At 70.5% G+C, this 24,649-nt stretch carries 21 protein-coding genes and 1 tRNA gene; 17 read left to right on the top strand and 5 right to left on the bottom strand.

What is annotated here, in order from left to right; genetic code table 11:
* Window positions 1-3: 3 nt before the first annotated feature.
* The 9 genes from ACWCPF_RS03950 to ACWCPF_RS03910 all read left to right on the top strand — a co-directional run bounded on the left by ACWCPF_RS03950 (window position 4) and on the right by ACWCPF_RS03910 (window position 11,428).
* A complete protein-coding gene (locus ACWCPF_RS03950) occupies window positions 4-2,019 on the top strand; it encodes an acetyl/propionyl/methylcrotonyl-CoA carboxylase subunit alpha (protein WP_451043338.1) in 2,016 nt (671 codons plus the stop codon).
* Window positions 2,020-2,027: 8 nt separating this feature from the next.
* A complete protein-coding gene (locus tag ACWCPF_RS03945) occupies window positions 2,028-2,945 on the top strand; it encodes a hydroxymethylglutaryl-CoA lyase (protein WP_451043489.1) in 918 nt (305 codons plus the stop codon).
* Between the two features lie 6 nt (window positions 2,946-2,951).
* On the top strand, window positions 2,952-4,112 hold the full coding sequence (locus ACWCPF_RS03940) for an acyl-CoA dehydrogenase family protein (protein ID WP_451043337.1): 1,161 nt from the start codon (window positions 2,952-2,954) through the stop codon (window positions 4,110-4,112).
* 203 nt (window positions 4,113-4,315) lie between these two features.
* On the top strand, window positions 4,316-5,374 hold the full coding sequence (locus ACWCPF_RS03935) for an ABC transporter substrate-binding protein (protein WP_451043336.1): 1,059 nt from the start codon (window positions 4,316-4,318) through the stop codon (window positions 5,372-5,374).
* A gap of 91 nt (window positions 5,375-5,465) precedes the next feature.
* Window positions 5,466-6,269 (top strand): siderophore-interacting protein, encoded by an 804-nt coding sequence (locus ACWCPF_RS03930; protein WP_451043335.1) that lies wholly within the window; start codon window positions 5,466-5,468, stop codon window positions 6,267-6,269.
* A gap of 150 nt (window positions 6,270-6,419) precedes the next feature.
* Window positions 6,420-7,862: a lysine decarboxylase DesA gene (gene desA, locus ACWCPF_RS03925; protein ID WP_451043334.1), complete on the top strand. Its 1,443-nt coding sequence runs from the start codon at window positions 6,420-6,422 to the stop codon at window positions 7,860-7,862.
* A complete protein-coding gene (locus tag ACWCPF_RS03920; protein WP_451043333.1) occupies window positions 7,846-9,135 on the top strand; it encodes a lysine N(6)-hydroxylase/L-ornithine N(5)-oxygenase family protein in 1,290 nt (429 codons plus the stop codon). The genes desA and ACWCPF_RS03920 overlap by 17 nt, the downstream gene beginning before the upstream one ends.
* Window positions 9,132-9,662, top strand: a complete 531-nt coding sequence (locus ACWCPF_RS03915; RefSeq protein ID WP_451043332.1) for a GNAT family N-acetyltransferase — start codon at window positions 9,132-9,134, stop codon at window positions 9,660-9,662. The genes ACWCPF_RS03920 and ACWCPF_RS03915 overlap by 4 nt, the downstream gene beginning before the upstream one ends.
* On the top strand, window positions 9,659-11,428 hold the full coding sequence (locus tag ACWCPF_RS03910; RefSeq protein ID WP_451043331.1) for an IucA/IucC family protein: 1,770 nt from the start codon (window positions 9,659-9,661) through the stop codon (window positions 11,426-11,428). Before ACWCPF_RS03915 ends, ACWCPF_RS03910 begins: the two co-directional genes overlap by 4 nt.
* Window positions 11,429-11,500: 72 nt before the next feature.
* Here ACWCPF_RS03910 and ACWCPF_RS03905 read toward each other — a convergent pair whose 3' ends face one another.
* Window positions 11,501-13,003, bottom strand: coding sequence for a beta-N-acetylhexosaminidase (locus ACWCPF_RS03905; protein ID WP_451043330.1), 1,503 nt, complete (start codon window positions 13,001-13,003; stop codon window positions 11,501-11,503).
* Window positions 13,004-13,072: 69 nt separating this feature from the next.
* Here ACWCPF_RS03905 and ACWCPF_RS03900 point away from each other — a divergent pair, with 69 nt between their 5' ends.
* A complete protein-coding gene (locus ACWCPF_RS03900; protein WP_451043329.1) occupies window positions 13,073-13,984 on the top strand; it encodes a DUF4429 domain-containing protein in 912 nt (303 codons plus the stop codon).
* Between the two features lie 71 nt (window positions 13,985-14,055).
* Here the strand turns inward: ACWCPF_RS03900 and ACWCPF_RS03895 are convergent, their stop codons facing one another.
* Window positions 14,056-15,618: a purple acid phosphatase family protein gene (locus ACWCPF_RS03895; RefSeq protein ID WP_451043328.1), complete on the bottom strand. Its 1,563-nt coding sequence runs from the start codon at window positions 15,616-15,618 to the stop codon at window positions 14,056-14,058.
* A gap of 186 nt (window positions 15,619-15,804) precedes the next feature.
* On the opposite strand from ACWCPF_RS03895, the gene ACWCPF_RS03890 reads away from it, so the two are divergent.
* Window positions 15,805-16,062 carry a hypothetical protein gene (locus ACWCPF_RS03890; RefSeq protein WP_451043327.1) on the top strand — a complete coding sequence of 86 codons (258 nt, stop codon included), beginning with the start codon at window positions 15,805-15,807 and terminating at the stop codon, window positions 16,060-16,062.
* A gap of 47 nt (window positions 16,063-16,109) precedes the next feature.
* Window positions 16,110-17,927 (top strand): glutamine--fructose-6-phosphate transaminase (isomerizing), encoded by a 1,818-nt coding sequence (gene glmS / locus ACWCPF_RS03885; RefSeq protein WP_451043326.1) that lies wholly within the window; start codon window positions 16,110-16,112, stop codon window positions 17,925-17,927.
* Between the two features lie 181 nt (window positions 17,928-18,108).
* On the opposite strand, the gene ACWCPF_RS03880 is transcribed toward glmS, so the two are convergent.
* Window positions 18,109-18,675, bottom strand: coding sequence for a GPR1/FUN34/YaaH family transporter (locus ACWCPF_RS03880; RefSeq protein ID WP_451043325.1), 567 nt, complete (start codon window positions 18,673-18,675; stop codon window positions 18,109-18,111).
* Between the two features lie 159 nt (window positions 18,676-18,834).
* Window positions 18,835-19,362: a universal stress protein gene (locus ACWCPF_RS03875; protein WP_451043324.1), complete on the bottom strand. Its 528-nt coding sequence runs from the start codon at window positions 19,360-19,362 to the stop codon at window positions 18,835-18,837.
* Window positions 19,363-19,717: 355 nt separating this feature from the next.
* Here ACWCPF_RS03875 and ACWCPF_RS03870 point away from each other — a divergent pair, with 355 nt between their 5' ends.
* The 5 genes from ACWCPF_RS03870 (at window position 19,718) to ACWCPF_RS03850 (ending at window position 23,163) form a co-directional block, all read left to right on the top strand.
* Window positions 19,718-20,059 (top strand): hypothetical protein, encoded by a 342-nt coding sequence (locus ACWCPF_RS03870; RefSeq protein WP_451043323.1) that lies wholly within the window; start codon window positions 19,718-19,720, stop codon window positions 20,057-20,059.
* A gap of 377 nt (window positions 20,060-20,436) precedes the next feature.
* Window positions 20,437-21,648 carry a helix-turn-helix domain-containing protein gene (locus tag ACWCPF_RS03865; protein ID WP_451043322.1) on the top strand — a complete coding sequence of 404 codons (1,212 nt, stop codon included), beginning with the start codon at window positions 20,437-20,439 and terminating at the stop codon, window positions 21,646-21,648.
* Between the two features lie 147 nt (window positions 21,649-21,795).
* Entirely contained in the window at window positions 21,796-22,398 is a 603-nt protein-coding gene (orn, locus tag ACWCPF_RS03860; RefSeq protein ID WP_451043321.1) for an oligoribonuclease, read from the top strand.
* Between the two features lie 105 nt (window positions 22,399-22,503).
* A tRNA-His gene (locus ACWCPF_RS03855) sits at window positions 22,504-22,576 on the top strand.
* Between the two features lie 77 nt (window positions 22,577-22,653).
* Window positions 22,654-23,163, top strand: coding sequence for a GNAT family N-acetyltransferase (locus ACWCPF_RS03850; RefSeq protein ID WP_451043320.1), 510 nt, complete (start codon window positions 22,654-22,656; stop codon window positions 23,161-23,163).
* Window positions 23,164-23,248: 85 nt separating this feature from the next.
* Here ACWCPF_RS03850 and ACWCPF_RS03845 read toward each other — a convergent pair whose 3' ends face one another.
* A complete protein-coding gene (locus tag ACWCPF_RS03845; protein WP_451043319.1) occupies window positions 23,249-24,304 on the bottom strand; it encodes a LacI family DNA-binding transcriptional regulator in 1,056 nt (351 codons plus the stop codon).
* Window positions 24,305-24,649: the final 345 nt, after the last annotated feature.

The following is a 24,649-nucleotide window of genomic DNA, read 5'->3' as shown; positions in this document are numbered from 1 at the left end:
CCCATGTTCGAAACGGTGTTGGTGGCCAACCGGGGCGAGATCGCCGTCCGGGTCATCCGCACGCTCCGGGCGCTCGGCGTGCGTTCGGTGGCCGTCTTCTCCGACGCCGACGCGGACGCCCGGCACGTCCGGGAGGCCGACACGGCGGTCCGGATCGGCCCGCCGCCCGCCGCGCAGAGCTATCTGTCGGCCGAGCGGCTGCTGGAGGCGGCGGCCCGCACCGGCGCGCAGGCCGTCCACCCCGGGTACGGCTTCCTCGCGGAGAACGCGGCCTTCGCGCGCGCCTGCGAGGAGGCCGGGCTGGTCTTCGTCGGGCCGCCCGCCGACGCGATCGCGCTCATGGGCGACAAGATCCGCGCCAAGGAGACCGTGCAGGCCGCCGGGGTGCCGGTGGTCCCCGGCGGGCGCGACCCGGACCTGGCCGCCGCCGCCCGTGAGCTGGGCGCGCCCGTGCTGCTCAAGCCGTCGGCCGGCGGGGGCGGCAAGGGCATGCGGCTGGTGCGCGATCTGTCCGTGCTGGACGAGGAGATCGCCGCCGCCCGCCGCGAGGCCCGCGCCTCCTTCGGCGACGACACGCTCCTCGTCGAGCGCTGGGTGGACCGCCCCCGGCACATCGAGATCCAGGTGCTGGCCGACGGCCACGGGCAGGTCGTCCACCTCGGCGAGCGCGAGTGCTCGCTGCAACGGCGGCACCAGAAGGTCGTCGAGGAGGCGCCCAGTGTGCTGCTCGACGAGAAGACCCGGGCCGCGATGGGCGAGGCGGCGGTCCAGGCGGCCCGCTCCTGCGGGTACCGGGGCGCGGGCACGGTGGAGTTCATCGTGCCGGGCGTCGACCCGTCGTCCTATCACTTCATGGAGATGAACACCCGGCTCCAGGTGGAGCATCCGGTGACGGAGCTGGTCACCGGGCTGGATCTGGTGGAGTGGCAGCTGCGGGTGGCGGCCGGCGAGCCCCTGTCCTTCGGACAGGAGGAGGTCCGGCTGACCGGGCACGCGGTGGAGGCGCGGATCTGCGCCGAGACCGTGTCCGTCAAAGAGGGCGCGCGCGGGTTCCTCCCCTCCGGCGGGACGGTCCTGCGGCTGCGCGAACCCGAGGGCGACGGCGTGCGCACCGACTCCGGGCTCAGCGAGGGCACGGAGGTCGGCAGCCTGTACGACCCGATGCTGGCCAAGGTGATCGCCTACGGCCCCGACCGGGAGACCGCGCTCAGAAAGCTCCGGGCGGCCCTCGCTCAGACGGTCACGCTGGGCGTGCCGACCAACGCGGGCTTCCTGCGCCGGCTGCTGGCCCATCCGGCGGTGGTGGCGGGCGAGTTGGACACGGGCCTGGTGGAGCGGGTGGTGGACGAACTGGTCGCCTCCGAGGTGCCGGGGGAGGTCTACGCGGCGGCAGCCCTGCTGCGCCAGGCCGCGCTCGCCCCGGCGCCCGCCGCCGGCTGGGCCGACCCCTTCTCGGCCGCGGACGGCTGGCGGCTGGGGGGCGAGCGGGCCTGGACGGCACACCACCTCCAGGTGCCGGGGCACGACCCGGTGACCGTCCGCGTCCGCGGCACGGCCGACGGCCGAGCCGAGGTGCTGGTGGCCGGGGAAACCGCCCCGCGCCGGGGCTCCTGGGGCCTGCCCCCGCGGCCCGGCGGGGACGGCCGGTTCGGCTGTCTGCTCGACGGCGTCACGCACACCTTCACCGCGCTGCCGGACGGCACCTGGCTCGGCCGGGACGGCGACGCCTGGCAGGTGCGCGACCACGACCCCGTCGCCGCTTCCCTCACCCGCGGGGCGCACGCGGGCGCGGACTCGCTCACCGCGCCCATGCCCGGCACCGTCACGGTCGTCAAGGTGGCCGTGGGGGACGAAGTGGCCGCGGGGCAGAGTCTGCTGGTCGTCGAGGCGATGAAGATGGAGCACGTCATCTCCGCCCCGCACGCCGGCACGGTCGCCGAACTCGACGTCACCCCGGGCACGACGGTCGCCATGGACCAGGTGCTGGCCGTGATCGCCCCGGCGGAGGAGGAGCGGTGACCCTCCCCATGGTCGTACCGGCCCCGGAACTGCCCGCGCGGGTGCGCATCCACGAGGTCGGCCCCCGCGACGGCCTGCAGAACGAGAAGTCGACCGTGCCGACGGCCGTCAAGGCGGAGTTCGTCCGCCGCCTCGCCGCAGCCGGGCTCACCACCATCGAGGCCACCAGCTTCGTCCACCCCGGGTGGGTTCCCCAACTCGCCGACGCCGAGGAGCTGTTCCCGCTGGTCTCGGACCTGCCGGCGGCGCTGCCGGTGCTCGTGCCGAACGAACGCGGGCTGGACCGCGCCCTCGCGCTGGGCGCACGGCGCGTCGCGGTGTTCGCCAGCGCCACCGAGTCCTTCGCGAAGGCCAACCTCAACCGCACGGTGGACGAGGCGCTGGCCATGTTCGAGCCGGTGGTGGCCCGGGCGAAGGCGCAGGGCGTGTGGGTGCGCGGCTATCTCTCCATGTGCTTCGGCGACCCGTGGGAGGGCGCGGTCCCGGTCGAGCAGGTCGTCCGGGTCTGCCGCGCCCTGCTCGACCTGGGCTGCGACGAACTGAGCCTGGGCGACACCATCGGCGTGGCCACCGCGGGGCACGTCCGGGCGCTGCTGACCGCGCTGAACGAACAGGGCGTGCCCACCGGCGCGTTGGCGGTGCACTTCCACGACACCTACGGCCAGGCGCTCGCCAACACCCTCGCCGCGCTCCAGCACGGCGTCACCACGGTCGACGCCTCGGCGGGCGGTCTCGGCGGCTGCCCGTACGCCAAGTCCGCCACCGGCAATCTCGCCACCGAAGACCTCGTGTGGATGCTGCGGGGCCTCGGCATCGACACCGGGGTCGACCTCGGCCGTCTCGTCGCCACAAGCGAGTGGATGGCCGCCCGACTGGGCCGACCCAGCCCGTCCCGTACCGTCCGCGCCCTCTCCCACCAGGAGTGAACGACCATGGACCACCGTCTCTCCCCCGAGCTGGAAGAACTCCGCCGCACGGTCGAGGAGTTCGCCCACGACGTCGTCGCGCCGAAGATCGGCGACTTCTACGAGCGCCATGAGTTCCCCTACGAGATCGTCCGCGAGATGGGCCGCATGGGCCTGTTCGGGCTGCCGTTCCCCGAGGAGTACGGCGGCATGGGCGGCGATTACCTCGCGCTCGGCATCGCGCTGGAGGAACTCGCGCGCGTGGACTCGTCGGTGGCGATCACGTTGGAGGCGGGCGTCTCGCTGGGCGCCATGCCGATCCATGTCTTCGGCACGCCGGAGCAGAAGCGCGAGTGGCTGCCCCGGCTGTGCTCCGGCGAGCTGCTCGGCGCGTTCGGCCTGACCGAGCCGGACGGCGGCTCGGACGCGGGAGCCACGCGCACCACGGCCCGACTCGACCCCGACACGGACGAATGGGTGATCAACGGCACCAAGTGCTTCATCACCAACTCCGGTACCGACATCACCGGGTTGGTCACCGTCACGGCGGTCACCGGCCGCAAGCCGGACGGCGGGCCGCTGATCTCGGCGATCATCGTCCCGTCCGGCACCCCGGGCTTCACGGTCGCGGCCCCCTACTCGAAGGTCGGCTGGAACGCCTCCGACACCCGCGAGCTGTCCTTCGCCGACGTACGCGTCCCGGCCGCGAACCTGCTGGGCGAACAGGGCCGCGGATACGCGCAGTTCCTGCGGATCCTGGACGAGGGCCGGATCGCCATCGCGGCCCTGGCGACCGGGCTCGCGCAGGGCTGTGTGGACGAGTCGGTGAAGTACGCCAGGGAACGGGAGGCGTTCGGCCGTCCGATCGGCGCCAACCAGGCCATCCAGTTCAAGATCGCCGACATGGAGATGAAGGCGCACACCGCCCGCCTCGCCTGGCGGGACGCGGCCTCGCGGCTGGTGGCCGGCGACCCCTTCAAGAAGGAGGCCGCCCTGGCGAAGCTGTACTCGTCGACGGTCGCCGTGGACAACGCCCGCGACGCGACCCAGGTGCACGGCGGCTACGGCTTCATGAACGAATACCCGGTGGCCCGGATGTGGCGCGACTCCAAGATCCTGGAGATCGGGGAGGGCACGAGCGAGGTGCAACGGATGCTGATCGCCCGAGAGTTGGGGCTGACCGGCTGACCCGCGCGGGGCCCCGCGCTTCCTCGCTTCCGCGGGGCCGTCGGCACTCTCGTAGCTGAAACATCCTCCCGAAACCCGTCCCGCCTTCGATACACAGGTCGAGCACAGGGGGCGGGCACCCTCTGGACATCAGCTGAGGTTAGGCTAACCTTCGTTCCGAATCGTCCCCGGGTGACCCACCCCGTTCGAAGGTAGCCAGACTCATGCCCCACGCCAGCGCCGCTCGTCCCACCCGCCGTGGCATCCTCGCCGCAGGTGGCGCCCTCGGCCTCGGTGCCGTGCTCGCCGCCTGCGGGGACGACGACGCGAGCAGCAGCAGCGGCTCGGAATCGTCGTCGTCGGCGAGCGCCTCGGCCAAGTCCGGCCCCTGGACGTTCAAGGACGACCGCGGCACCACGGTGAAGCTCGACAAGATCCCGGCGAACATCGTCGCGTTCACCGGCGTCGGCGCCGCCCTCTACGACTACGGCATCCAGGTCAAGGGCGTCTTCGGCCCGACCAAGACCACCGACGGCAAGGCGGACGTCCAGGCCGGCGACATGGACGTCACCAAGGTGACGATCCTCGGCAACGTCTGGGACGAGTTCAGCGTCGAGAAGTACGCGGCCCTCGTGCCCGACGTGCTCATCTCCACGATGTTCGACAACGCCGGCACCCTCTGGTACGTCCCCGAGGCCTCCAAGGACAAGATCGCCAAGCTCGCGCCGAGCGTCGGCGTCTCCGTCTACGACCGCCAGCTGACCGCTCCGCTGGAGCGCATGTGGGAGCTGGCGCAGTCCCTCGGCGCGGACCTCACCGCGGCCGCCGCCACCGACGCCAAGAAGAAGTTCGAGGACGCGGCCGCCCGGCTGCGCGCCGCCGCGAAGGCCAAGCCCGACATCAAGGTGATGGCCGGTTCCGCGAGCGCCGACCTGTTCTACGTCTCCGGCACCGACCTCTCCATCGACCTGGAGTACTTCAAGGCCCTCGGCGTGAACTTCGTCGAGCCGCCGGAGAGCGCGAAGGCGCAGGGTGGTGGCTGGTACGAGTCGCTGAGCTGGGAGAACGTCGACAAGTACGCGGCGGACATCATCATGATGGACGACCGCTCGTCGACGATCCAGCCTTCGGCGATCACCGAGGCGACGTGGAAGAAGCTGCCTGCGGTGAAGGCCGGGCAGGTCATCGCGCGGTCGCCGGAGCCGATTCTGTCGTATGCGAAGTGTGTGCCGCTGCTGGAGAACCTGGCGGAGGCTCTTGAGAAGGCGACGAAGGTTGCCTGAGACAGGGTGACTTGAGGTTGCGGGTTGGCTGCGGGTCCGTTGTGGCTGGTCGCGCAGTTCCCCGCGCCCCTTTAAAGCCCTGCCCAGCCCCATGTTTCAGGAGTTGCCCCCCGTGAGTACCGACCCCTTCCGGTTCTTCTCCCTCCAGGTCGTCAGGGTTCGGCGGGTCGGGTCCTCGCTTGTTCGGGTCAGTTTCGCCGGGGACGATCTGCAGTACTTCTTCTCCGACGGGTTCGATCAGTCTCTGTCGTTGTTCATCCCGCAGCCCGGGCAGCGTGAGCCTCGGGTTCAGGGATGGCGGGAACTGCCGGACGATGTACGGGCCGTGATGCGGTCGTACACCCTGCGCGCCGCACGGCGCGATCCCGGCGGGTCCGTCGAGATCGACATCGACTTCGTGCTGCACACCCCCGCCGGTCCCGCCTCCGAGTGGGCCGCGCGGGCCGCCGCCGGGGACCGGGTCGTGCTGCTGGGGCCGGCCGTCGCCGACAACCGGGCGATCCGGTTCCGGCCCCCCGCGGACACCGACCTGGTCGTGCTCTGGGGCGACGAGACCGCCCTTCCCGCCGTCTCGTCCATCCTGGAGTCGCTCCCGCCCGGGCTGCGGGTGCGGGCCTGGATCGAGGCCCACGACTCGGGCAACGTCCATGAGTTGGCCTCTCCGGCGGACGCCGAGGTGACCTGGCTGCACGCCGGTCGCTCCCTGGACGCGTTCCGCGCCGCCCGGCTCCCCGACGCCGAGCACCCCTACGTCTGGATCGCCGGCGAGTCCGGGTCCGTGAAGGCGCTCCGCCGGCACTTCGTCGGTGAGCGCGGGATCGACCGGCGTCGCGTCACCTTCGTCGGGTACTGGCGGCTGGGGATGAGCGAGGAAGAGCTGCGCGCGGCCGAGTAACCGGGCCCCTCTTCTGCGCAGTTCTCCTGCGTATGTCTCCTACGTGATCACGGTCACGGCAGAGGCACGGCCTCCAAGGCCTTAGTTAGGTTAGGCTTACCTAAATAACATTCCGGAACCTTGAATTCCGTTCCCCGGAGGACCCCCACCATGCGCTCGCACCTGCTCAATGACACGACCGCGGAGCAGTACCGCCGCTCCGTGACCGAAGGAGTCGAGCGGGTGGCCGCAAAACTCGCCGCCACCGACCGTCCGTTCACCGGCGTGACGGTCGACGCCCTCGCTCCCCGTATCGACGCGATCGACCTCGACCGGCCGCTGGGCGACACCGCCGCCGTGCTGGACGAGCTGGAGGACGTGTACCTCCGCGACGCGATCTACTTCCACCACCCGCGCTATCTCGCCCACCTCAACTGCCCCGTCGTCATCCCCGCCGTGCTGGGCGAGGCGGTGCTGTCCGCCGTCAACTCCTCCCTCGACACCTGGGACCAGTCGGCCGGCGGCACGCTCATCGAGCGCAAACTGATCGACTGGACGAACGAGCGCATCGGCCTCGGCCCCGCCGCCGACGGTGTGTTCACCTCCGGCGGCAGCCAGTCCAACCTCCAGGCGCTGCTGCTGGCCCGCGAGGAGGCCAAAACCGACTCGCTCGCCGACCTGCGCATCTTCGCCTCCGAGGTCAGCCACTTCAGCGTCAAGAAGTCCGCGAAACTGCTCGGCCTGGGCCAGGACGCCGTCGTGTCGATCCCGGTCGGCGCCGACAAGCGGTTGCAGACCGTGGCGCTCGCCCGCGAGCTGGAGCGCTGCCGCGCGGACGGCCTCGTCCCCATGGCCGTCGTCGCCACCGCCGGCACCACCGACTTCGGCTCCATCGACCCGCTGCCCGAGATCGCCGAGCTGTGCGAGCAGTACGGCGCGTGGATGCACGTCGACGCCGCCTACGGCTGCGGTCTGCTCGCCTCCGTGAAATACCGGGACCGGATCGACGGCATCGAGCGGGCCGACTCCGTCACCGTCGACTACCACAAGTCCTTCTTCCAGCCGGTGAGTTCGTCCGCCGTGCTGGTCCGGGACGCGGCCACGCTGCGGCACGCCACCTACCACGCCGAGTACCTCAACCCGCGCCGGATGGTGCAGGAGCGCATCCCCAACCAGGTCGACAAGTCGCTGCAGACCACCCGTCGCTTCGACGCGCTCAAGCTGTGGATGACCCTGCGCACCATGGGCGCCGACGGCATCGGGCAGCTCTTCGACGAGGTCTGCGACCTGGCCGTCGAGGGCTGGAAACTGCTCGCCGCCGACCCCCGCTTCGACGTCGTCGTGCAGCCGTCGCTGTCCACCCTCGTCTTCCGCTACATCCCCGCCGCCGTCACCGACCCGGCCGAGATCGACCGCGCCAACCTCTACGCCCGCAAAGCCCTGTTCGCCTCCGGCGACGCGGTCGTCGCGGGCACCAAGGTCGGCGCCCGCCACTACCTCAAGTTCACCCTGCTCAACCCCGAGACGACCGCCCACGACATCACGGCCGTCCTCGACCTGATCGCCGGCCATGCCGAGCAGTACCTGGGAGACTCCCTTGACCGCGCTTCCTGAGCCCGCACCCGTGAAAGACACCTACGACTTCGTGGGCATCGGGCTCGGCCCCTTCAACCTCGGCCTCGCCTGCCTCACCGAGCCGATCGACGCGCTCGACGGTCTCTTCCTGGAGTCCAAGCCCGACTTCGAGTGGCACTCCGGCATGTTCCTCGACGGCGCCCATCTGCAGACGCCGTTCATGTCGGACCTGGTCACGCTGGCCGACCCGACCTCGCCGTACTCCTTCCTCAACTACCTGAAGGAGAAAGGCCGGCTGTACTCGTTCTACATACGCGAGAACTTCTACCCGCTGCGCGTCGAGTACGACGACTACTGCCGCTGGGCCGCGAACCGGCTGCGCAGCGTGCGGTTCGGCACGACGGTCGCCGAGGTGACCTACACGGACGAGGACGCGCTGTACGTCGTGCGCACCACCGCCGGCGAGGTGTTCCGCGCCCGCCGGCTGGTCCTCGGCACCGGCACGCCCCCGTACCTCCCCGAGGCCTGCGCCGGCCTGGGCGGCGACTTCCTGCACAACTCCCGCTATCTGCGGCACAAGGCGGAGCTGCAGAAGAAGGAGTCGATCACGCTGGTCGGCAGCGGTCAGTCCGCCGCCGAGATCTACTACGACCTGCTCAGCGAGATCGACGTCCACGGCTACCGGCTGAACTGGGTCACCCGCTCCGCGCGCTTCTTCCCGCTGGAATACACCAAGCTCACGCTGGAGATGACCTCCCCGGAGTACATCGACTACTTCCGCGAGCTGCCGGAACAGACCCGCTACCGGCTCACGGCCGAGCAGAAGAGCCTCTTCAAGGGCATCGACGGCGATCTCGTCGACGAGATCTTCGACCTGCTCTACCAGAAGAACCTGGGCGGCCCGGTCCCCACCCGGCTCCTCACCAACTCTTCGCTCAACAGCGCCAGTTACGCCGACGGCTCGTACACCCTCGCGTTCCGTCAGGAGGAGCAGGGGAAGGACTACGAGCTGACCTCGCAGGGGCTGATCCTGGCCACCGGCTACCGCTACGTGGAGCCGGAGTTCCTCGCCCCGATCCGGGACCGGCTGCGCTACGACTCCCACGGCAACTTCGACGTGGCCCGCAACTACGCCATCGACACCACGGGCCGGGGCGTGTTCCTGCAGAACGCCGGTGTGCACACGCACAGCGTCACCTCCCCCGACCTCGGCATGGGCGCGTACCGCAACAGCTGCATCGTCCGTGAGCTGCTCGGCAGCGAGTACTACCCGGTCGAGAAGTCCATCGCGTTCCAGGAGTTCGCCGTATGACCTTCACCTTCCGCCCCCTGGACCCGCTGAGCGACGCGGAGCTGCTGCACTCCTGGCTGACGCATCCGAAAGCCGCCTACTGGATGATGCAGGACGCCGCACTGGTCGACGTCGAGCGCGCCTACATGGACATCGCCGCCGACCCGCACCAGCAGGCCCTGTTCGGTCTGCGGGACGACGTACCGGTGTTCCTGATGGAGCGGTACGACCCGGTCCACCGCGAACTGGTCGGCCTGTACGAGCCGTTGCCCGGCGATGTCGGCATGCACTTCCTCACCCCGGCGACCGACAACCCGGTGCACGGCTTCACCCGGGCCGTCATCACCGCCGTGATGGCGCACCTCTTCGAGGACCCGGCTGTGCGGCGGGTCGTCGTCGAGCCGGACGTGTCCAACACGGCCGTCCACGCCCTGAACGAGGCCGTCGGGTTCGTGCCCGAGCGCGAGATCCAGAAGCCGGAGAAGAAGGCGTTGCTGAGCTTCTGCACCCGTGAGCGGTTCGAGGCTGCCATGGGGGCGGCCGTATGAGCCTCTCCGACGCCGTGGCCCACCTCTCCCCCGAGCGCTGGGAGCAGGCCAACCGACTGCTGGTCCGCAAGGCCCTCGCCGAGTTCGCGCACGAGCGGCTGCTCGACCCGCAGCTCCAGGGCGAGCACTACGTCGTGCGCAGCGACGACGGGCTGACCTCCTACCGCTTCACGGCCGTCCGCCGCGCCCTCGACCACTGGCAGGTGGCCGCCGACTCGATCACCCGCACCCGCGACGACGTCGAACTCCCCGTCGCCGCGCTGGACTTCTTCATCGAGCTGAAGAAGACGCTGGGCCTGAGCGACGCGATCCTCCCCGTCTACCTGGAGGAGATCTCCTCCACCCTCTCCGGCACCTGCTACAAGCTCACCAAACCGCGGATCACCTCGGCGGAGCTGGTGCACAGCGGCTTCCAGGCCATCGAGACCGGGATGACCGAGGGCCACCCCTGCTTCGTCGCCAACAACGGCCGGCTCGGCTTCGGCGTCCACGAGTACCTGTCGTACGCGCCGGAGACGGCGAGCCCGGTCCGGCTGGTGTGGCTGGCCGCCCACCGGTCGCGCGCCGCGTTCACGGCCGGGGTCGGCATCGAGTACGAGGCCTTCCTGCGGGAGGAGCTGGGCGAGCAGACCGTCGAGCGGTTCGCCGCCGTGCTGCGCGAACGCCGCCTCGACCCGGACGACTTCCTGCTCATCCCCGTCCACCCCTGGCAGTGGTGGAACAAGCTCACCGTCACCTTCGCCGCCGAGATCGCGCGCGGCAACCTGGTGTGCCTGGGCGAGGGCGACGACGAGTACCTGGCCCAGCAGTCCATCCGGACGTTCTTCAACTCCTCGCACCCCGAGAAGCACTATGTGAAGACGGCCCTGTCCGTCATCAACATGGGCTTCATGCGCGGGCTGTCGGCCGCCTACATGGAGGCGACCCCGGCCATCAACGACTGGCTGGCGCAGCTCATCGACAACGACCCGGTGCTGAAGTCGTCCGGACTGTCGATCATCCGGGAGCGGGCGGCCGTCGGCTACCGGCACCTGGAGTACGAGGCGGCGACGGACCGCTACTCGCCGTACCGCAAGATGCTGGCGGCGCTGTGGCGGGAGAGCCCGGTGGCCTCCCTCGGGGAGGGCGAGTCGCTCGCGACCATGGCCGCCCTGATCCATGTGGACGACGACGGCAGGTCGGTGGCCGGCGCGCTCGTCGAGCAGTCGGGCCTGGCCCCGGCCGACTGGCTGCGCCACTACCTCCGGGCGTACTACACGCCGCTGCTGCACAGCTTCTACGCCTACGACCTGGTCTTCATGCCGCACGGCGAGAACACGATCCTGGTGCTGAAGGACGGGGTCGTGCAGCGGGCGGTCTACAAGGACATCGCCGAGGAGATCGCCGTCCTGGACCCGGACGCGGTGCTGCCGCCGGAGGTCCGGCGCATCCGCGTCGACGTGCCCGAGGACACGAGACTGCTGTCGATCTTCACGGACGTCTTCGACTGCTTCTTCCGCTTCCTCGCCGCCGAACTGGCCCGCGAGGGGATCCTGGAGGAGGACGGCTTCTGGCGCACGGTCGCCGAGGTCACCCGCGCCTACCAGGAGGCCAACCCGGAACTGGCCGACAAGTTCCGCCAGTACGACATGTTCGCCCCCGAGTTCGCCCTGTCCTGCCTCAACCGCCTCCAGCTGCGCGACAACGAGCAGATGGTGGACCTGTCGGACCCGTCGGGCGCCCTCCAGCTGATCGGAACCCTGAAGAATCCCGTCACGGGGTTCTGATCGAGACGGACGGGCTCCCCGGGTACGGTCCCCGGGGAGCCCGTCCGTCTGTGTTCAGCCGGTCGGCCTGTCTCAGCTCGTCGGCCAGGGCACCTGGGGCGACCTGTAGTACGAGATCCCGAGCGCGTCCCAGCGCGGCCCCTGCGCCGCGAGCCGCACCTTGTAGGCGTCCCAGTCGTGCGTGGCCGCCGGCGACCAGCCGAGCTCGGCGACGCCCGGCAGCCGCGGGAAGACCATGTACTCCAGGTCGGCGCCGGTCACGATCGTCTCGGTCCACAGAGGCGCCTCGACGCCCCGGACGGCGGCCGCGGGCAGTCCGGCGAGGTAGGCGCCCGGATCCCAGTCGTAGGCCCGCCGGACCTCGACCGGACCGGCCCAGTCCTGGCCCAGCGGGGTGTCCGCGGTGTACTTCATGTCGAGGTAGATCCGGTCGGCCGGCGACAGGACGATCCCCGTTCCGTTCTTCGCGGCCTCGACGACCTGCGCCTTCTCCTCGGTGCCGGTGTCGTCCAGCCCCCAGTACTGGACCAGCGCGCCCTTCGCGGGGGTCGCGCCGGTCAGCTGGTGCCAGGCCATGACCGTCTTGCCGTACTCGGCGACGACCGGCTGCACCCGGTCCATGAACTTCACGTAGTCCTCGTGACCGGTGGAGTTCGCCTCGTCCCCGCCGATGTGCAGATACCTGCCGGGCGTGAGCGCGGCCAGCTCGCGGATGACGTCGTCCAAGAAGTCGTAGGTGACGTCCTTGTCGACGCACAGCGAGCTGAAGCCGACGTCGGTGCCGGTGTAGAGCGGGGGTGCGACGCCGTCGCGGTTCAGCTCGGCGTAGGAGGCGAGGGCGGCGTTGGTGTGGCCGGGCAGGTCTATCTCGGGGACGACCTCCAGGAACCGCGAGGCCGCGTACCGGACGATCCGCTGGTAGTCGGCCTTGGTGTAGTGGCCGCCGGGGCCGCCGTCGACCTGGGTGGAGCCGCCGTGCGCGGCGAGCCGGGGCCACGAGTCGATCGCGATGCGCCAGCCCTGGTCGTCGCTGAGGTGCAGATGCAGCTTGTTGACCTTGTAGAGGGCCAGCTGGTCGATGTACCGCTCGACCTGGGCGACGGTGAAGAAGTGCCGGGAGACGTCGAGCATCGCGCCCCGGTACGCGTAGCGGGGGGCGTCCTGGACGGTGCCGCCCGCGACGAGCCAGGGGCCGGGCTGCACCGAGTCCTTCTCGACGGCCGCGGGCAGCAGCTGACGCAGGGTCTGGACGCCGTGGAACAGCCCGGCGGGCTCGCGGGCGGTGATGGTGACCCCGCCGCGGCCGCTGTCGAGCCGGTAGCCCTCGGCGCCGAACGGCCCCTGGGCGAGCCGCAGCCGGATGCCGCCGTCGTCGCGCGTGGTGACCGGCAGGCGGTAGCCGGTGGAGGGCCGCAGCACGTCCGCGAGGTACTCGCCGATGCGGCGGACCTCCCCGGAGTCGTCCACCCGGATCTGCGTGGACCGGGTGATGCGGTACGGAGATCCGCCCGGTGAGACCGAGGCGGGGGCCGGGACCACGCGGGCGAGCGGGGTCGTTCTGTGCTCCTGTTTCACCCAGGGCTCCCTTCCCAAGGGGTATAGACCATTCGATTCTCGCGCGGAACCGGTGGAACAATCTCCGTCATGGCGGAAATCATCCAGAAGGACGGCACCTGGGTCTTCGACGGCGACGCGCTGCGGCTGACGCCGGGCCGGGACAAGGGCGTCTCGCCACTGCGCCGGGAACTGGGTGAACTGACCGTCCCGCTGGGGGCGTTGGCGGGGATCTCGTTCGAACAGGGCAAGCGGACCGGGCGGCTCAGGCTGCGGCTGCGGGACGGCTCGGATCCGCTGCTGCTGGCCACCGGCGGCCGGCTGGCCGAGCCGCACGACCCGTATCAGCTGACCGTGGAGTCCGACCGGTACGGGGTCGCCGAGTACGTCGCGGACGAGGTGCGCCACGCGCTGACCCTGGACCGGGCGCCGACCGGCCCGGTGGACGCGTATCTGCTGCCGGGCCCGTCCGTGCCGGTCACGGCCGCCGCCGGGGACGGCACGGCGAGCTTCGACGGCGACCGGGTCCGGCTGGAGTGGAACTGGAAGACGGAGGACGCGAAGGCCGCCGCCGGGGCCCGCACGCTCGCGGTCTCGGACATCACGGGCGTCGAATGGCAGCCGGCGGTCGGCCTGGAGAACGGCCATCTGCGGTTCAGTGTGCGGGGCGCGCCCACCAAGGCCCCGCCGAAGTACGACCCCAACGCCGTCGAACTGTGGGGCTTCAAGAAGGATCCGCTGATGGCGTTGGTCGCGGCGGCGGTACAGGCCCGGCTCCCGCATCCGGCCGCCGCCCCCGACGACGCCGTACCCCTGGAGCTCGCCCCCGCCTCCCCCGCCGCGCCCGCCTCCCCCGGCGGCTCCGACGGTTCCGTCGGCTCCGGGGACGACCACGACGCCCTGCTGCGCCGGCTGCGGGAGCTGGGCGAGCTGCACCGGGACGGGATCCTGACGGACGACGAGTTCGCCCTGGCCAAACAGGCGGTCCTCAAGCGCCTGTAGGGCGCCCGAGGACCGCCTGCGGGTGGGTCAGGGTCTGGGTCAGGGTCGGCGTCAGGGTCTGCGTGAGGGAGCTACTTCGCCTTGCGGGCCACCGTGAAGTGGTCGACCTGCGCACCGGTCTCGGCGATGCCGCGCACCGTCAGCGTGGCCGTGCGGCCCTTCGACGCCGGGGTGACGTCGACGCGCAGGAACGAGTAGTCGAGGTAGCGCACCCGCGACCAGGTCACGGTCTCGTCGACCTTGCCGTCCTTGGTGTTGATGAAGGAGGCGACCGAGTCGACCTCGTTCTCGTGGCCCTCGTAGGACTGCGGGGCGGTGAACGCGTACAGGCTGCGGCCGGCCGCGCCCGCCGTCACATAGACGACGCCGTCGGTCTCGGGGTACGAGGTCCCGCCGATCGGGAGCTTCTTGGTGACCTTGCCCGCCTTGATGACGTCGGTGCGCTCGTACTGGTGGTTGTGGCCGTTGATGACCAGGTCCACCGTGTACTTCTCGAACAGCGGCACCCACTCCTGGCGCACGCCCCCCTCCGAGGCGTGCGCGGTGGAGGTGCAGTACGCGCAGTGATGGAAGAAGACCACCACGAAGTCGACGTCCTTGGCGGCGCGGAACTTCTTGAGCTGCGCCTCCAGCCACTTGGTCTGGGTACCGCCGGAGATCCCCAGATTGGCCGGGATCTCGAAGGAGATGTCGTTGGCGTCCAGCGAGACGACCGCCGTGTTGCCGTAGACGAAGGAGTAGACGCCCGGCAGGTTCTTCTTGTCGGGGCCGTTGTCGGGGAGGTTCCAGCGGGCTTCCTCGCCGCCGTAGCCGTTGGGCGAGTACCAGGCTTCCATGTCGTGGTTGCCGTAGGCCGGCATCCACGGGACGGTCTTGGCGACGGACTCGGTCTGGGCGAGGAACTGGTCCCACACCCGCGAGTCGAAGCCGGTGTCGGCGGTCTTGCCCGCGCCGGCCGGATCGGCGTAGGCGATGTCGCCGGCGTGCAGGTGGAAGGCCGGGTTCTGGCCGAGGAGGAGGCTGTTGTTGGCCAGCCCGTGGTAGCCGACGCCCTCGTCGCCGAAGGCGGTGAAGGTGAACGGCGCCTTGTGCGCGGGGGCGGTGGTGAAGGTGCCGACGGTGCCCGCGAACTGCGGCGCGGCCGGGTCGAAGCCGTCGTGGCCGACGCCGTAGTAGTACGTCCTGCCGGGCTTGAGGTGGGTGAGCTTGGCGTGCACGTAGTACTGGGTGTGGTTGCCGCTCGCGCCGACCCCGGTCGGGGTGAACAGCGAGCGCACCTCGGCCTCGATCTTGACGGAGAGGTGCGAGGCGTGGGTACCGATCCGGACGAAGGGCTTCTTCACCGGGAGCGGGACCTGCCAGGAGACGCTGATCTCGGTGCTGGGGTCGTTGCCGAAGGCGAGGTGGCGGCCGAAGGGGGCGACGAGCGAGCCGTTGACGTACTCGGTCTGCGTCAGGGGCTGGGCCGGAACGGCGGCCTGGGCCGTGCTGCCGGCCACGAAGGCGCCGCCGGTGACGGCGCCGAGCGTGACCGCACCGCCGCGGATCATCGTGCGGCGGGAGAATCGTGCGCGCAGGTACTCGTGCTGCTCCGCCATGCTCATGCGCTCGGCGAGCTGCTCGGGTACGCCCATGCGAGGAGTGTCCATGACGTCTGAAAGTCGTCGCCCCGGGCGACGGACCGCAAGACGCCAAATGGACGGTGCACGAACAGGCTCTCATAACACATTCAAGGTTCACCCAAGGCTCCTTAACAGGCGCCTGCCCGAAATCGGGCAGGTTTCTTGCGAAACCCGCTCGCGTCCCTCAGGATCTACCGGGTGCACGACGAACTTGTTGATCATCTGATGCGGTCCACGACCCTCCAGCGGGGCGAGGCGCTGCGGGTGATCCAGGACGTGCTCGCCTACTTCGACGAGACGACCGAGGACTACGTCCGTCGCCGCCACCGCGAGCTCCAGGCCCAGGGCCTGGTGAACGCGGAGATCTTCGAACGGATCGAGGCGGATCTGAAATACCGCGCGGTCGCGCCGCCGGAGCTCACGCTCAGGCAGCTGCGCCGCATGGTGTACGGCTGATCCACGGTCGTTCCACGGCCGACCTGAAAGCTTGGGGATACCTATATATGTGCGGAATCGTCGGATACATCGGGAAGCGTGACGTGGCCCCGCTGCTGCTGGAGGGGCTCCAGCGGCTCGAGTACCGCGGGTACGACTCGGCGGGCATCGTCGTCACCTCCCCGAAGACGGCCGGCCTGAAGATGGTCAAGGCCAAGGGCCGGGTCCGTGACCTGGAGGCCAAGGTCCCGGCGCGCTTCAAGGGCACCACCGGCATCGCCCACACCCGCTGGGCCACCCACGGCGCCCCCTCCGACGCGAACGCCCACCCGCACATGTCGGCCGACCTCAAGGTCGCCGTCGTCCACAACGGCATCATCGACAACGCCTCCGACCTGCGGAAGAAGCTCGAGGCCGACGGCGTCGAGTTCCTCTCGGAGACGGACACCGAGGTCCTCGTGCACCTCATCGCCCGCTCCCAGCAGGAGAAGCTGGAGGACAAGGTCCGCGAGGCGCTGCGCGTCGTCGAGGGCACCTACGGCATCGCGGTGATGCACGCCGACTTCAACGACCGCATCGTCGTCGCCCGCAACGGCTCGCCGGTCGTCCTCGGCATCGGCGAGAAGGAGATGTTCGTCGCCTCGGACATCGCCGCCCTGGTCGCCCACACCCGCCAGATCGTCACGCTCGACGACGGCGAGATGGCCACCCTCAAGGCCGACGACTTCCGCACCTACACCACCGAGGGCACCCGCACCACCGCCGAGCCCACCACCGTGGAGTGGGAGGCCGCCTCCTACGACATGGGCGGCCACGACACCTACATGCACAAGGAGATCCACGAGCAGGCCGACGCCGTGGACCGCGTGCTGCGCGGCCGCATCGACGACCGCTTCTCCACCGTGCACCTCGGCGGCCTCAACCTGGACGCCCGCGAGGCGCGCCAGATCCGCCGCGTCAAGATCCTCGGCTGCGGCACCTCGTACCACGCGGGCATGATCGGCGCCCAGATGATCGAGGAGCTGGCCCGCATCCCCGCCGACGCCGAGCCGGCCTCCGAGTTCCGCTACCGCAACGCGGTCGTCGACCCCGACACCCTCTACATCGCCGTCTCCCAGTCCGGTGAGACGTACGACGTCCTCGCGGCCGTCCAGGAGCTGAAGCGCAAGGGCGCGCGGGTGCTGGGCGTGGTCAACGTGGTCGGCTCGGCGATCGCCCGCGAGGCGGACGGCGGCGTCTATGTGCACGCGGGCCCCGAGGTCTGCGTGGTCTCCACCAAGTGCTTCACCAACACCACGGTGGCCTTCGCGCTGCTCGCCCTGCACCTGGGCCGCACCCGCGACCTCTCGGTGCGCGACGGCAAGCGGATCATCGAGGGCCTGCGCAAGCTGCCCGCGCAGATCGCCGAGATCCTGGAGCAGGAGGCGGAGATCGAGAAGCTGGCCGAGGAGCTCGCCGAGGCCCGCTCGATGCTCTTCATCGGCCGCGTCCGGGGCTACCCGGTCGCCCGTGAGGCCTCCCTGAAGCTCAAGGAGGTCTCCTACATCCACGCCGAGGCCTACCCGGCCTCCGAGCTCAAGCACGGCCCGCTGGCCCTCATCGAGCCCGCGCTGCCGACGGTCGCGATCGTCCCGAACGACGACCTGCTGGAGAAGAACCGCGCGGCGCTGGAGGAGATCAAGGCCCGCAGCGGCCGGATCATCGCGGTCGCCCACCAGGAGCAGGAGAAGGCCGACCGGACGATCGTCGTCCCCAAGAACGAGGACGAGCTCGACCCGATCCTCATGGGCATCCCGCTCCAACTCCTCGCCTACTACACGGCAAAGGCCCTCGGCAGGGACATCGACAAGCCGAGGAACCTCGCCAAGTCGGTCACGGTCGAGTAGGGCTTTTAGCTTTTAGGGGCGCGAGGCTGTATCGATTTGCGGCTCCGCCGCGTGGGCGCGAGAAGCCCCACCGGCCCGCAGAGGCCGAACAAACGAAACGGCCCCCCACGTGATGCCACCGTCCACGTGGGGGGCCGCCATGTCGCCGGGGAAGCCCAACCCCCCGGCACGGCTGCCGAGTTCAGCCCGCGGCCGTCACACCGGGGCGGGCAGCGCGTCGCGGAAGCGCAGTGGGCCAGTGAGCCAGGGCCGCCGTGGCCGCGTACCACGCAACCGCCCCCGCCGCGACGGCGAACCAGCCGCCGACCTTGGCCAGCCCGTCGCTGTCGGCGAACCGCGCCACCGCCATCAGCACGAGCGCCACGCAGAACAACGCGTAGGCGCCCTGGCCGAGTTGGTCGCCCCCGGCGAGGGTCAGGGAGAGCGCCACGAGGGCGAACAGGAGCAGGAACAGCCCTGCGGCGTTTTCGGAGACCTGGGTCCCGGCGGAGACCGCCCAGGTGAACCAGAACGCGCCCAGGACGGTATAGGCGGTGCCGGTGGCCGTGTCCCGCTCCCGCAGGGCGAACAGGCCGGCGACGAACAGCGCGACGCCGCCGATGTAATGCGCGATGGATACGGCGTCCGCAGCCGTCACGCCGTCGATGAGGTCGGTGTACCCGAGCCCGAACGCCAACAGGGTGACACCCAGGGCGAGTCGGCCGGCGATCGTGGTGGTGCTGCTTCCCGCAGAGACGTCGTTGTCCACGGCGGGGCTCCCTTCATGCATGTGCAGTTGTGTGAGCGGTATATGCCCTTCACAAGGGCACAAACACTCCTACGCGCCAGTAGATTTATGCCGGGCGCGCACTGCGCACAAAAGGAGCCGGAGTTACCCAGATCTCATCTCACCTGGGAGAACGGCGAGTTACGGAATGACAACGACGGGCCGCTTCGCCCGCTTGGCGAGCCGCCCCGCGACGGACCCGAAGATCCGCCCCACGATGCCGTGCGTCGAGCCGACGACGATCGCGTCGGCCTCGTACTCCCGCCCCACTTCCTCGAGTTCATGGCAGATGTCGCCACCGCGCTCGACGAGGATCCACGGCACCTCGGCGAGGTACTCCGCACACGCGAGCTCCAGACCGAGCACCTCGGTGCGGTGGTCCGGCACATCGACGAAGACGGGCGGCTCGCAGCCGGCCCACACGGTCGTGGGCAGCCGGTTGGCGACATGGACGATGATCAGGCCCGCCCCGGAGCGATGGGCCATGCCGATCGCGTACGCGAGGGCGCGTTCGCTGGACGTGGAGCCGTCGAAGCCCACGACCACGCCGTGCTTGAAGGCGGGGTCGCAGGACGGGCGTGTCTCTTCCGCCGCCAGGGGCTCGGCCGCCGTGGGGTCGGCGACGGGCCGCTTGCGGTCCGCGGGTTCGAAGAATTCGTGACCGGCCATGACTGTCTCGGCGAATCGATCCTTATACGGGTGGACGGCGGTGAGCGGCGGAGCTGTCCGGGAATCATCTTCCCAACCCCATACCCCCAAGGGTACGGCGGCACGCCTCCTGGGCCCAGAGCCCGCACGCCCTCGGTGAGGGTTCCAGGGAGCATGCACGAGCGGACGCCCGTAACGCAATGGTTGCTGCCCCGTACAGGCGGTTTGCACAGGATTCACTTACACGGAACCGACCCGCGCCAGTGACTGTCCGCCCAGGCAGGCGTTGAACCCCGTGCACCGCAGCCCTACCCCGCCGCCGTCCCGCCCAAGCCCCGCCCGCGCCCCGCCCACGCCCCAGGAAGGAGCCCGCCCCGTGCCCTCGCCCCGCAGCCGCCCCGAGTCCCGCCCCGAGTCCCGCCACGGCGACGACCGGACGACCGATCTGATCCGCTGGGCGGCCTTCAGCTGCGTCCTGGTTCCGGTGGTCCTCCTCTGGTACGGCACCTCGCTCGCCGGCGCCGCCGGCACCGCCCTCGGGCTCGCGGCCGTCACGGCCGCCTGCCGGCTGCTGCTGCGCCGGTCCGAGCGCTGTGCGGCCCGGTTGCTCAGCGAGGAGGACGCGCCCCAGGCGCACCACCGGGGGCGCCATCAGCGCACCGGAACGGGATCACATCGGGGCGGTCGGCACTCCGGAGGAAACTCACCGGTCGGTTGACCGGTTTTCATGCACGGACACGGTGGTTTTCAGCCAACTTCCCGCCACTGTGCATCCCTTGCCGTAACCACCCCCCACCCCCCGTTCCACCTGCACGGAAAGGGCCTCAGGGGCCCTGCGCACCCTACGGGGATTGGCCACCGCACCGAGGCGCACTTCCCTGCACGGCCCACGAGTGCAACGCTTCGTGATCGAATGCTTCACGCCAAGTTGCCATGTCGACAATCTGCCGGGTGGTGAACTGGCCACGCCGGCATCATGCGACACAGTAGATTCGATCTTGACTGTCTACGGCGGGGGACTCGTGCAGGACCGAGGGGAAACGTGCAGGAGCGACACAACCGAGGAGCCGCGACCACCGAGGGGGGCTTAGCAGGATGAGCCACGACTCCACTGCCGCGCCGGAAGCCGCGGCCCGGAAACTGTCCGGGCGACGCCGCAAGGAGATCGTCGCGGTGCTGCTGTTCAGCGGCGGCCCCATCTTCGAGAGTTCCATTCCGCTGTCGGTGTTCGGGATTGACCGCCAGGACGCCGGCGTGCCGCGCTACCGCTTGCTGGTGTGCGGCGGCGAGGAAGGCCCGCTGCGGACCACAGGGGGCCTGGAACTCACCGCGCCACATGGCCTGGAGGCGATCGCGCGGGCGGGCACGGTCGTCGTGCCGGCCTGGCGTTCGATCACCTCACCGCCACCGGAGGACGCGCTCGAAGCACTGCGCCGGGCGCACGAAGAGGGTGCCCGCATCGTGGGTCTGTGCACCGGCGCGTTCGTGCTGGCCGCCGCGGGCCTGCTGGACGGCCGTCCGGCCACCACGCACTGGATGTACGCGCCGACGCTGGCCAAGCGCTATCCGTCGGTCCACGTGGATCCACGAGAACTCTTCGTGGACGACGGCGACGTACTGACGTCGGCCGGCACCGCGGCCGGAATCGACCTGTGTCTGCACATCGTGCGGACGGATCACGGTAACGAGGCGGCGGGCGCGCTGGCCCGGCGGCTGGTGGTCCCACCGCGCCGATCGGGCGGCCAGGAGCGCTATCTCGACCGGTCTTTACCAGAGGAGATCGGCGCCGACCCGCTGGCCGAGGTCGTCGCCTGGGCGCTGGAACACCTCCACGAGCAGTTCGACGTGGAGACGCTGGCGGCCCGCGCCTATATGAGCCGTCGCACCTTCGACCGCCGGTTCCGGTCGCTGACCGGCAGCGCGCCGCTGCAGTGGCTGATCACCCAGCGGGTGCTGCAGGCGCAGCGGCTGCTGGAGACGTCGGACTACTCGGTGGACGAGGTCGCGGGGCGCTGCGGCTTCCGCTCGCCGGTGGCGCTGCGCGGCCACTTCCGCCGCCAGCTCGGCTCGTCGCCGGCGGCGTACCGGGCGGCGTACCGGGCGCGCAGACCGCAGGGCGAACGGACGACGGACAGCGAGCCGTCGTCTCCGCCACCACCGCCCCCGTCGCTGCACCCTGACGCGCCGGGGCCGGTGCCCCCGCAGCTCAGGCGTACGGCCACGGTGGCGTCCCTGCCGTCGGAACACGCGCGCGACTCGTACGCGACCCCGCGAGCGAGCCTGCCGGGGCAACGCAGCGGGTCGTGACCGGGGCATGACCAGGGCATGACCGGGGGGCGCGGTCTCAGGAGAACGCCGGACGGGCGGGGCATTTCGGCCCGTCCGGCGCTTGAGGACAAGGCCCACACACCCGCGGGGCACCTCAAAAGCCGACGTCAGCTTTAGGGTGGTCGCATGAACGATCGCATGGTGTGGATCGACTGCGAGATGACCGGCCTCTCGCTGTCGGACGACGCTCTCATCGAGGTAGCCGCCCTCGTCACCGACTCCGAGCTGAACATCCTCGGCGACGGCGTGGACATCGTCATCCGCCCGCCGGCCAAGGCACTGGAGACGATGCCGGAGGTGGTGCGTCAGATGCACACCGCGTCCGGACTGCTCGACGAGCTGGCCGGCGGGACGACGCTGGCGGAGGCCGAGCGGCAGGTCCTGGCGTATGTACGGGAGCATGTGAAGGAGCCGGGCAAGGCTCCCCTGTGCGGAAACTCCGTCGGCACCGACCGCGGGTTCCTGGCCCGGGACATGGCCGACCTGGAGGACTACCTCCACTACCGGATCGTCGACGTGTCGTCGATCAAGGAGCTCGCCCGGCGCTGGTATCCGCGGGCGTACTTCAACAGCCCGGAGAAGAACGGCAACCACCGCGCGCTCGCCGACATCCGCGAGTCCATCGCGGAGCTGCGCTACTACCGCGAGGCCGTCTTCGTGCCGCAGCCCGGACCGGACTCCGACACCGCGAAGTCGATCGCCGCGAAGCACGTCCTGCCCGCCCCGTAGGGGCGTCGGGGCGGTCCCGGAAAAGCCGTGCGCGAGCACCCCTTCGGACCCTGTACACTTTTTCTCGGCCGGTAGGGAGACCGCAAAGTCCAACTGCCGGGCGTGGTGGGTGTAGCTCAGCTGGTAGAGCACCTGGTTGTGGTCCAGGATGCCGCGGGTTCGAGTCCCGTCACTCACCCTGAGTCATCAGCCGGTGACCTCCCGTAAGGGCGGTCACCGGCTGATGTGTTTCCCGGACTGCTCATGGGGGCGATCATGCGGTCAGGTCCGGTCGTCCGTGTCGAGCCGATCGGCACCGCCCGGCTCGACCTCCTCCCGCTGCGCGTCGACCACGCGCCCGAAATGGCGGTCGTCCTGGCCGACCCCGCGCTCCACGCCTTCATCGGGGGCGCCCCCGACACCCCGCAGGCCCTGCGCACCCGCTACGAACGCCTGGTCGCCGGCTGCCCGGACCCGGCCGTCTCCTGGTGCAACTGGGTCCTGCGGCTGCGCGACGCCGATCGTCTGACCGGCACCGTCCAGGCGACGATCACGGACCGGGGCGGGGCCGCGGAGATCGCCTGGGTCGTCGGCGCCCCCTGGCAGGGCCGCGGACTCGCCTCCGAGGCGGCGACCGGACTCGTCGGATGGCTGCGGCAGCAGGGGGTGCGCACGATCGTCGCCCACGTCCACCCGGACCATCACGCGTCGGCGGCCGTGGCCCGCTCCGCCGGCCTGTCGGTCACTTCCGAGCAGCAGGACGGCGAGGTGCGCTGGCGGCTCTGACGACGCGACCGCGCCGAGGCCGCGAAGGGGGCAGGGAGGGGGCAGGAAGGGGTCGGGAAACGGTCACGAAGGCGGCAGAAAGCGGTCAGGAAGAGGACCGGTCGACCAGTTCCGTCGCCAGGACGACCTGACGGCGCTCCAGTCCGCGGGAGGCCGCCGGACGGCGGTCGGCGATCTCGGTGAGCAGCAGGTCCAGCATCCTGCGGCCCATCTCCTCTATCGGCTGGCGGACGCTGGTCAGCGGCGGGTCCATGTGGCGGGCGATGGCCGAGTCGTCGTACCCGACCAGGGCGACGTCCTCCGGGATGCGGCGGCCCGCCTCGCGCAGGGCCTGGCGGGCGCCGGCCGCCATGACGTCGGAGCCGGCGAAGACCGCGTCCAGGGACGGGGTGCGGGCGAGCAGCTCGCGCATCGCCCGGTGGCCGCCCTCCTCGGTGAAGTCGCCCGGCGCGACGAGGCTTTCGTCCGCCGCGTAGCCCGCGTCGCGCAGGGCGTCGCGGTAGCCGTCGAGGCGCCGTTGGGCGCCGTAGACGTCCAGGCGGCCGGTGATGTGGGCGATGCGGGTGCGGCCCCCGGACAGCAGGTGCTCGACCGCCGAGCGGCCGCCGCCGTAGTTGTCGGAGTCCACGGACGGCAGCGTCTCCGCGGCGGAACGCGGGCCGCTGATCACCGCCGGGATCTCCAGCTGGGCCAGCAGATCCGGCAGCGGATCATCGGCGTGCACCGAGACCAGCAGGACTCCGTCCACCCGGTGCGCCGCCAGGTACTGGGCGAGCCGGCGTCGTTCGCGGTCGCTGCCCGCGAAGATCAGCAGCAGCTGCATCTCCGTCTCGGACAGCTCCGCGCCCACGCCCCGCAGCATGTCCGAGAAGTACGGCTCCGCGAAGAAACGCGTCTCCGGTTCGGGGACGACCAGCGCGATCGCGTCCGTGCGGTTGGCGGCCAGGGCGCGGGCGGCGGTGTTCGGGACATAGCCGAGCTCGGCGACCGCCGCCTCCACCGCCGCACGGGTCGCGTCGCTGACCCGCGGCGAGCCGTTGATCACCCGGGAGACCGTGCCGCGGCCGACGCCGGCGCGGGCGGCCACCTCTTCGAGGGTCGGCCTGCCCCCGCTGCGCCCTCGCGTTCCGTGGCTTGCCATGGGCTCCGCCTTCCCGCCGCTTTTCGTGCTGGCCTGGAATGTAACAGTCCCGTCGGGTCGCTCACCGGCCCTGGGGGCCGCCGCCCCCGGACGCCCGCTGCGGCCCCGAACGGGCCCCGCCCTCCACTGCCGGGCAGGCCGAAAGGAACCGAAAGCGCTCTCTCCCCGAGTTAGCTAACAGGCAGATAACTGAACTCATCCTTCCGCGCTCCCACCCTTGACACCCCCGCTCGAACCGACGACTCTTCAACACATCACCTGTGGGAGCGCTCCCACGGTACCTGACACATACACAACCCGCACGTTCCCCGCCCGAGCCGCAGCGAGTAACTAACGGGCCCAACA

This window comes from Streptomyces sp. NPDC001858, assembly GCF_053594615.1.
This window is presented reverse-complemented; position numbering and strand designations above follow the sequence as displayed.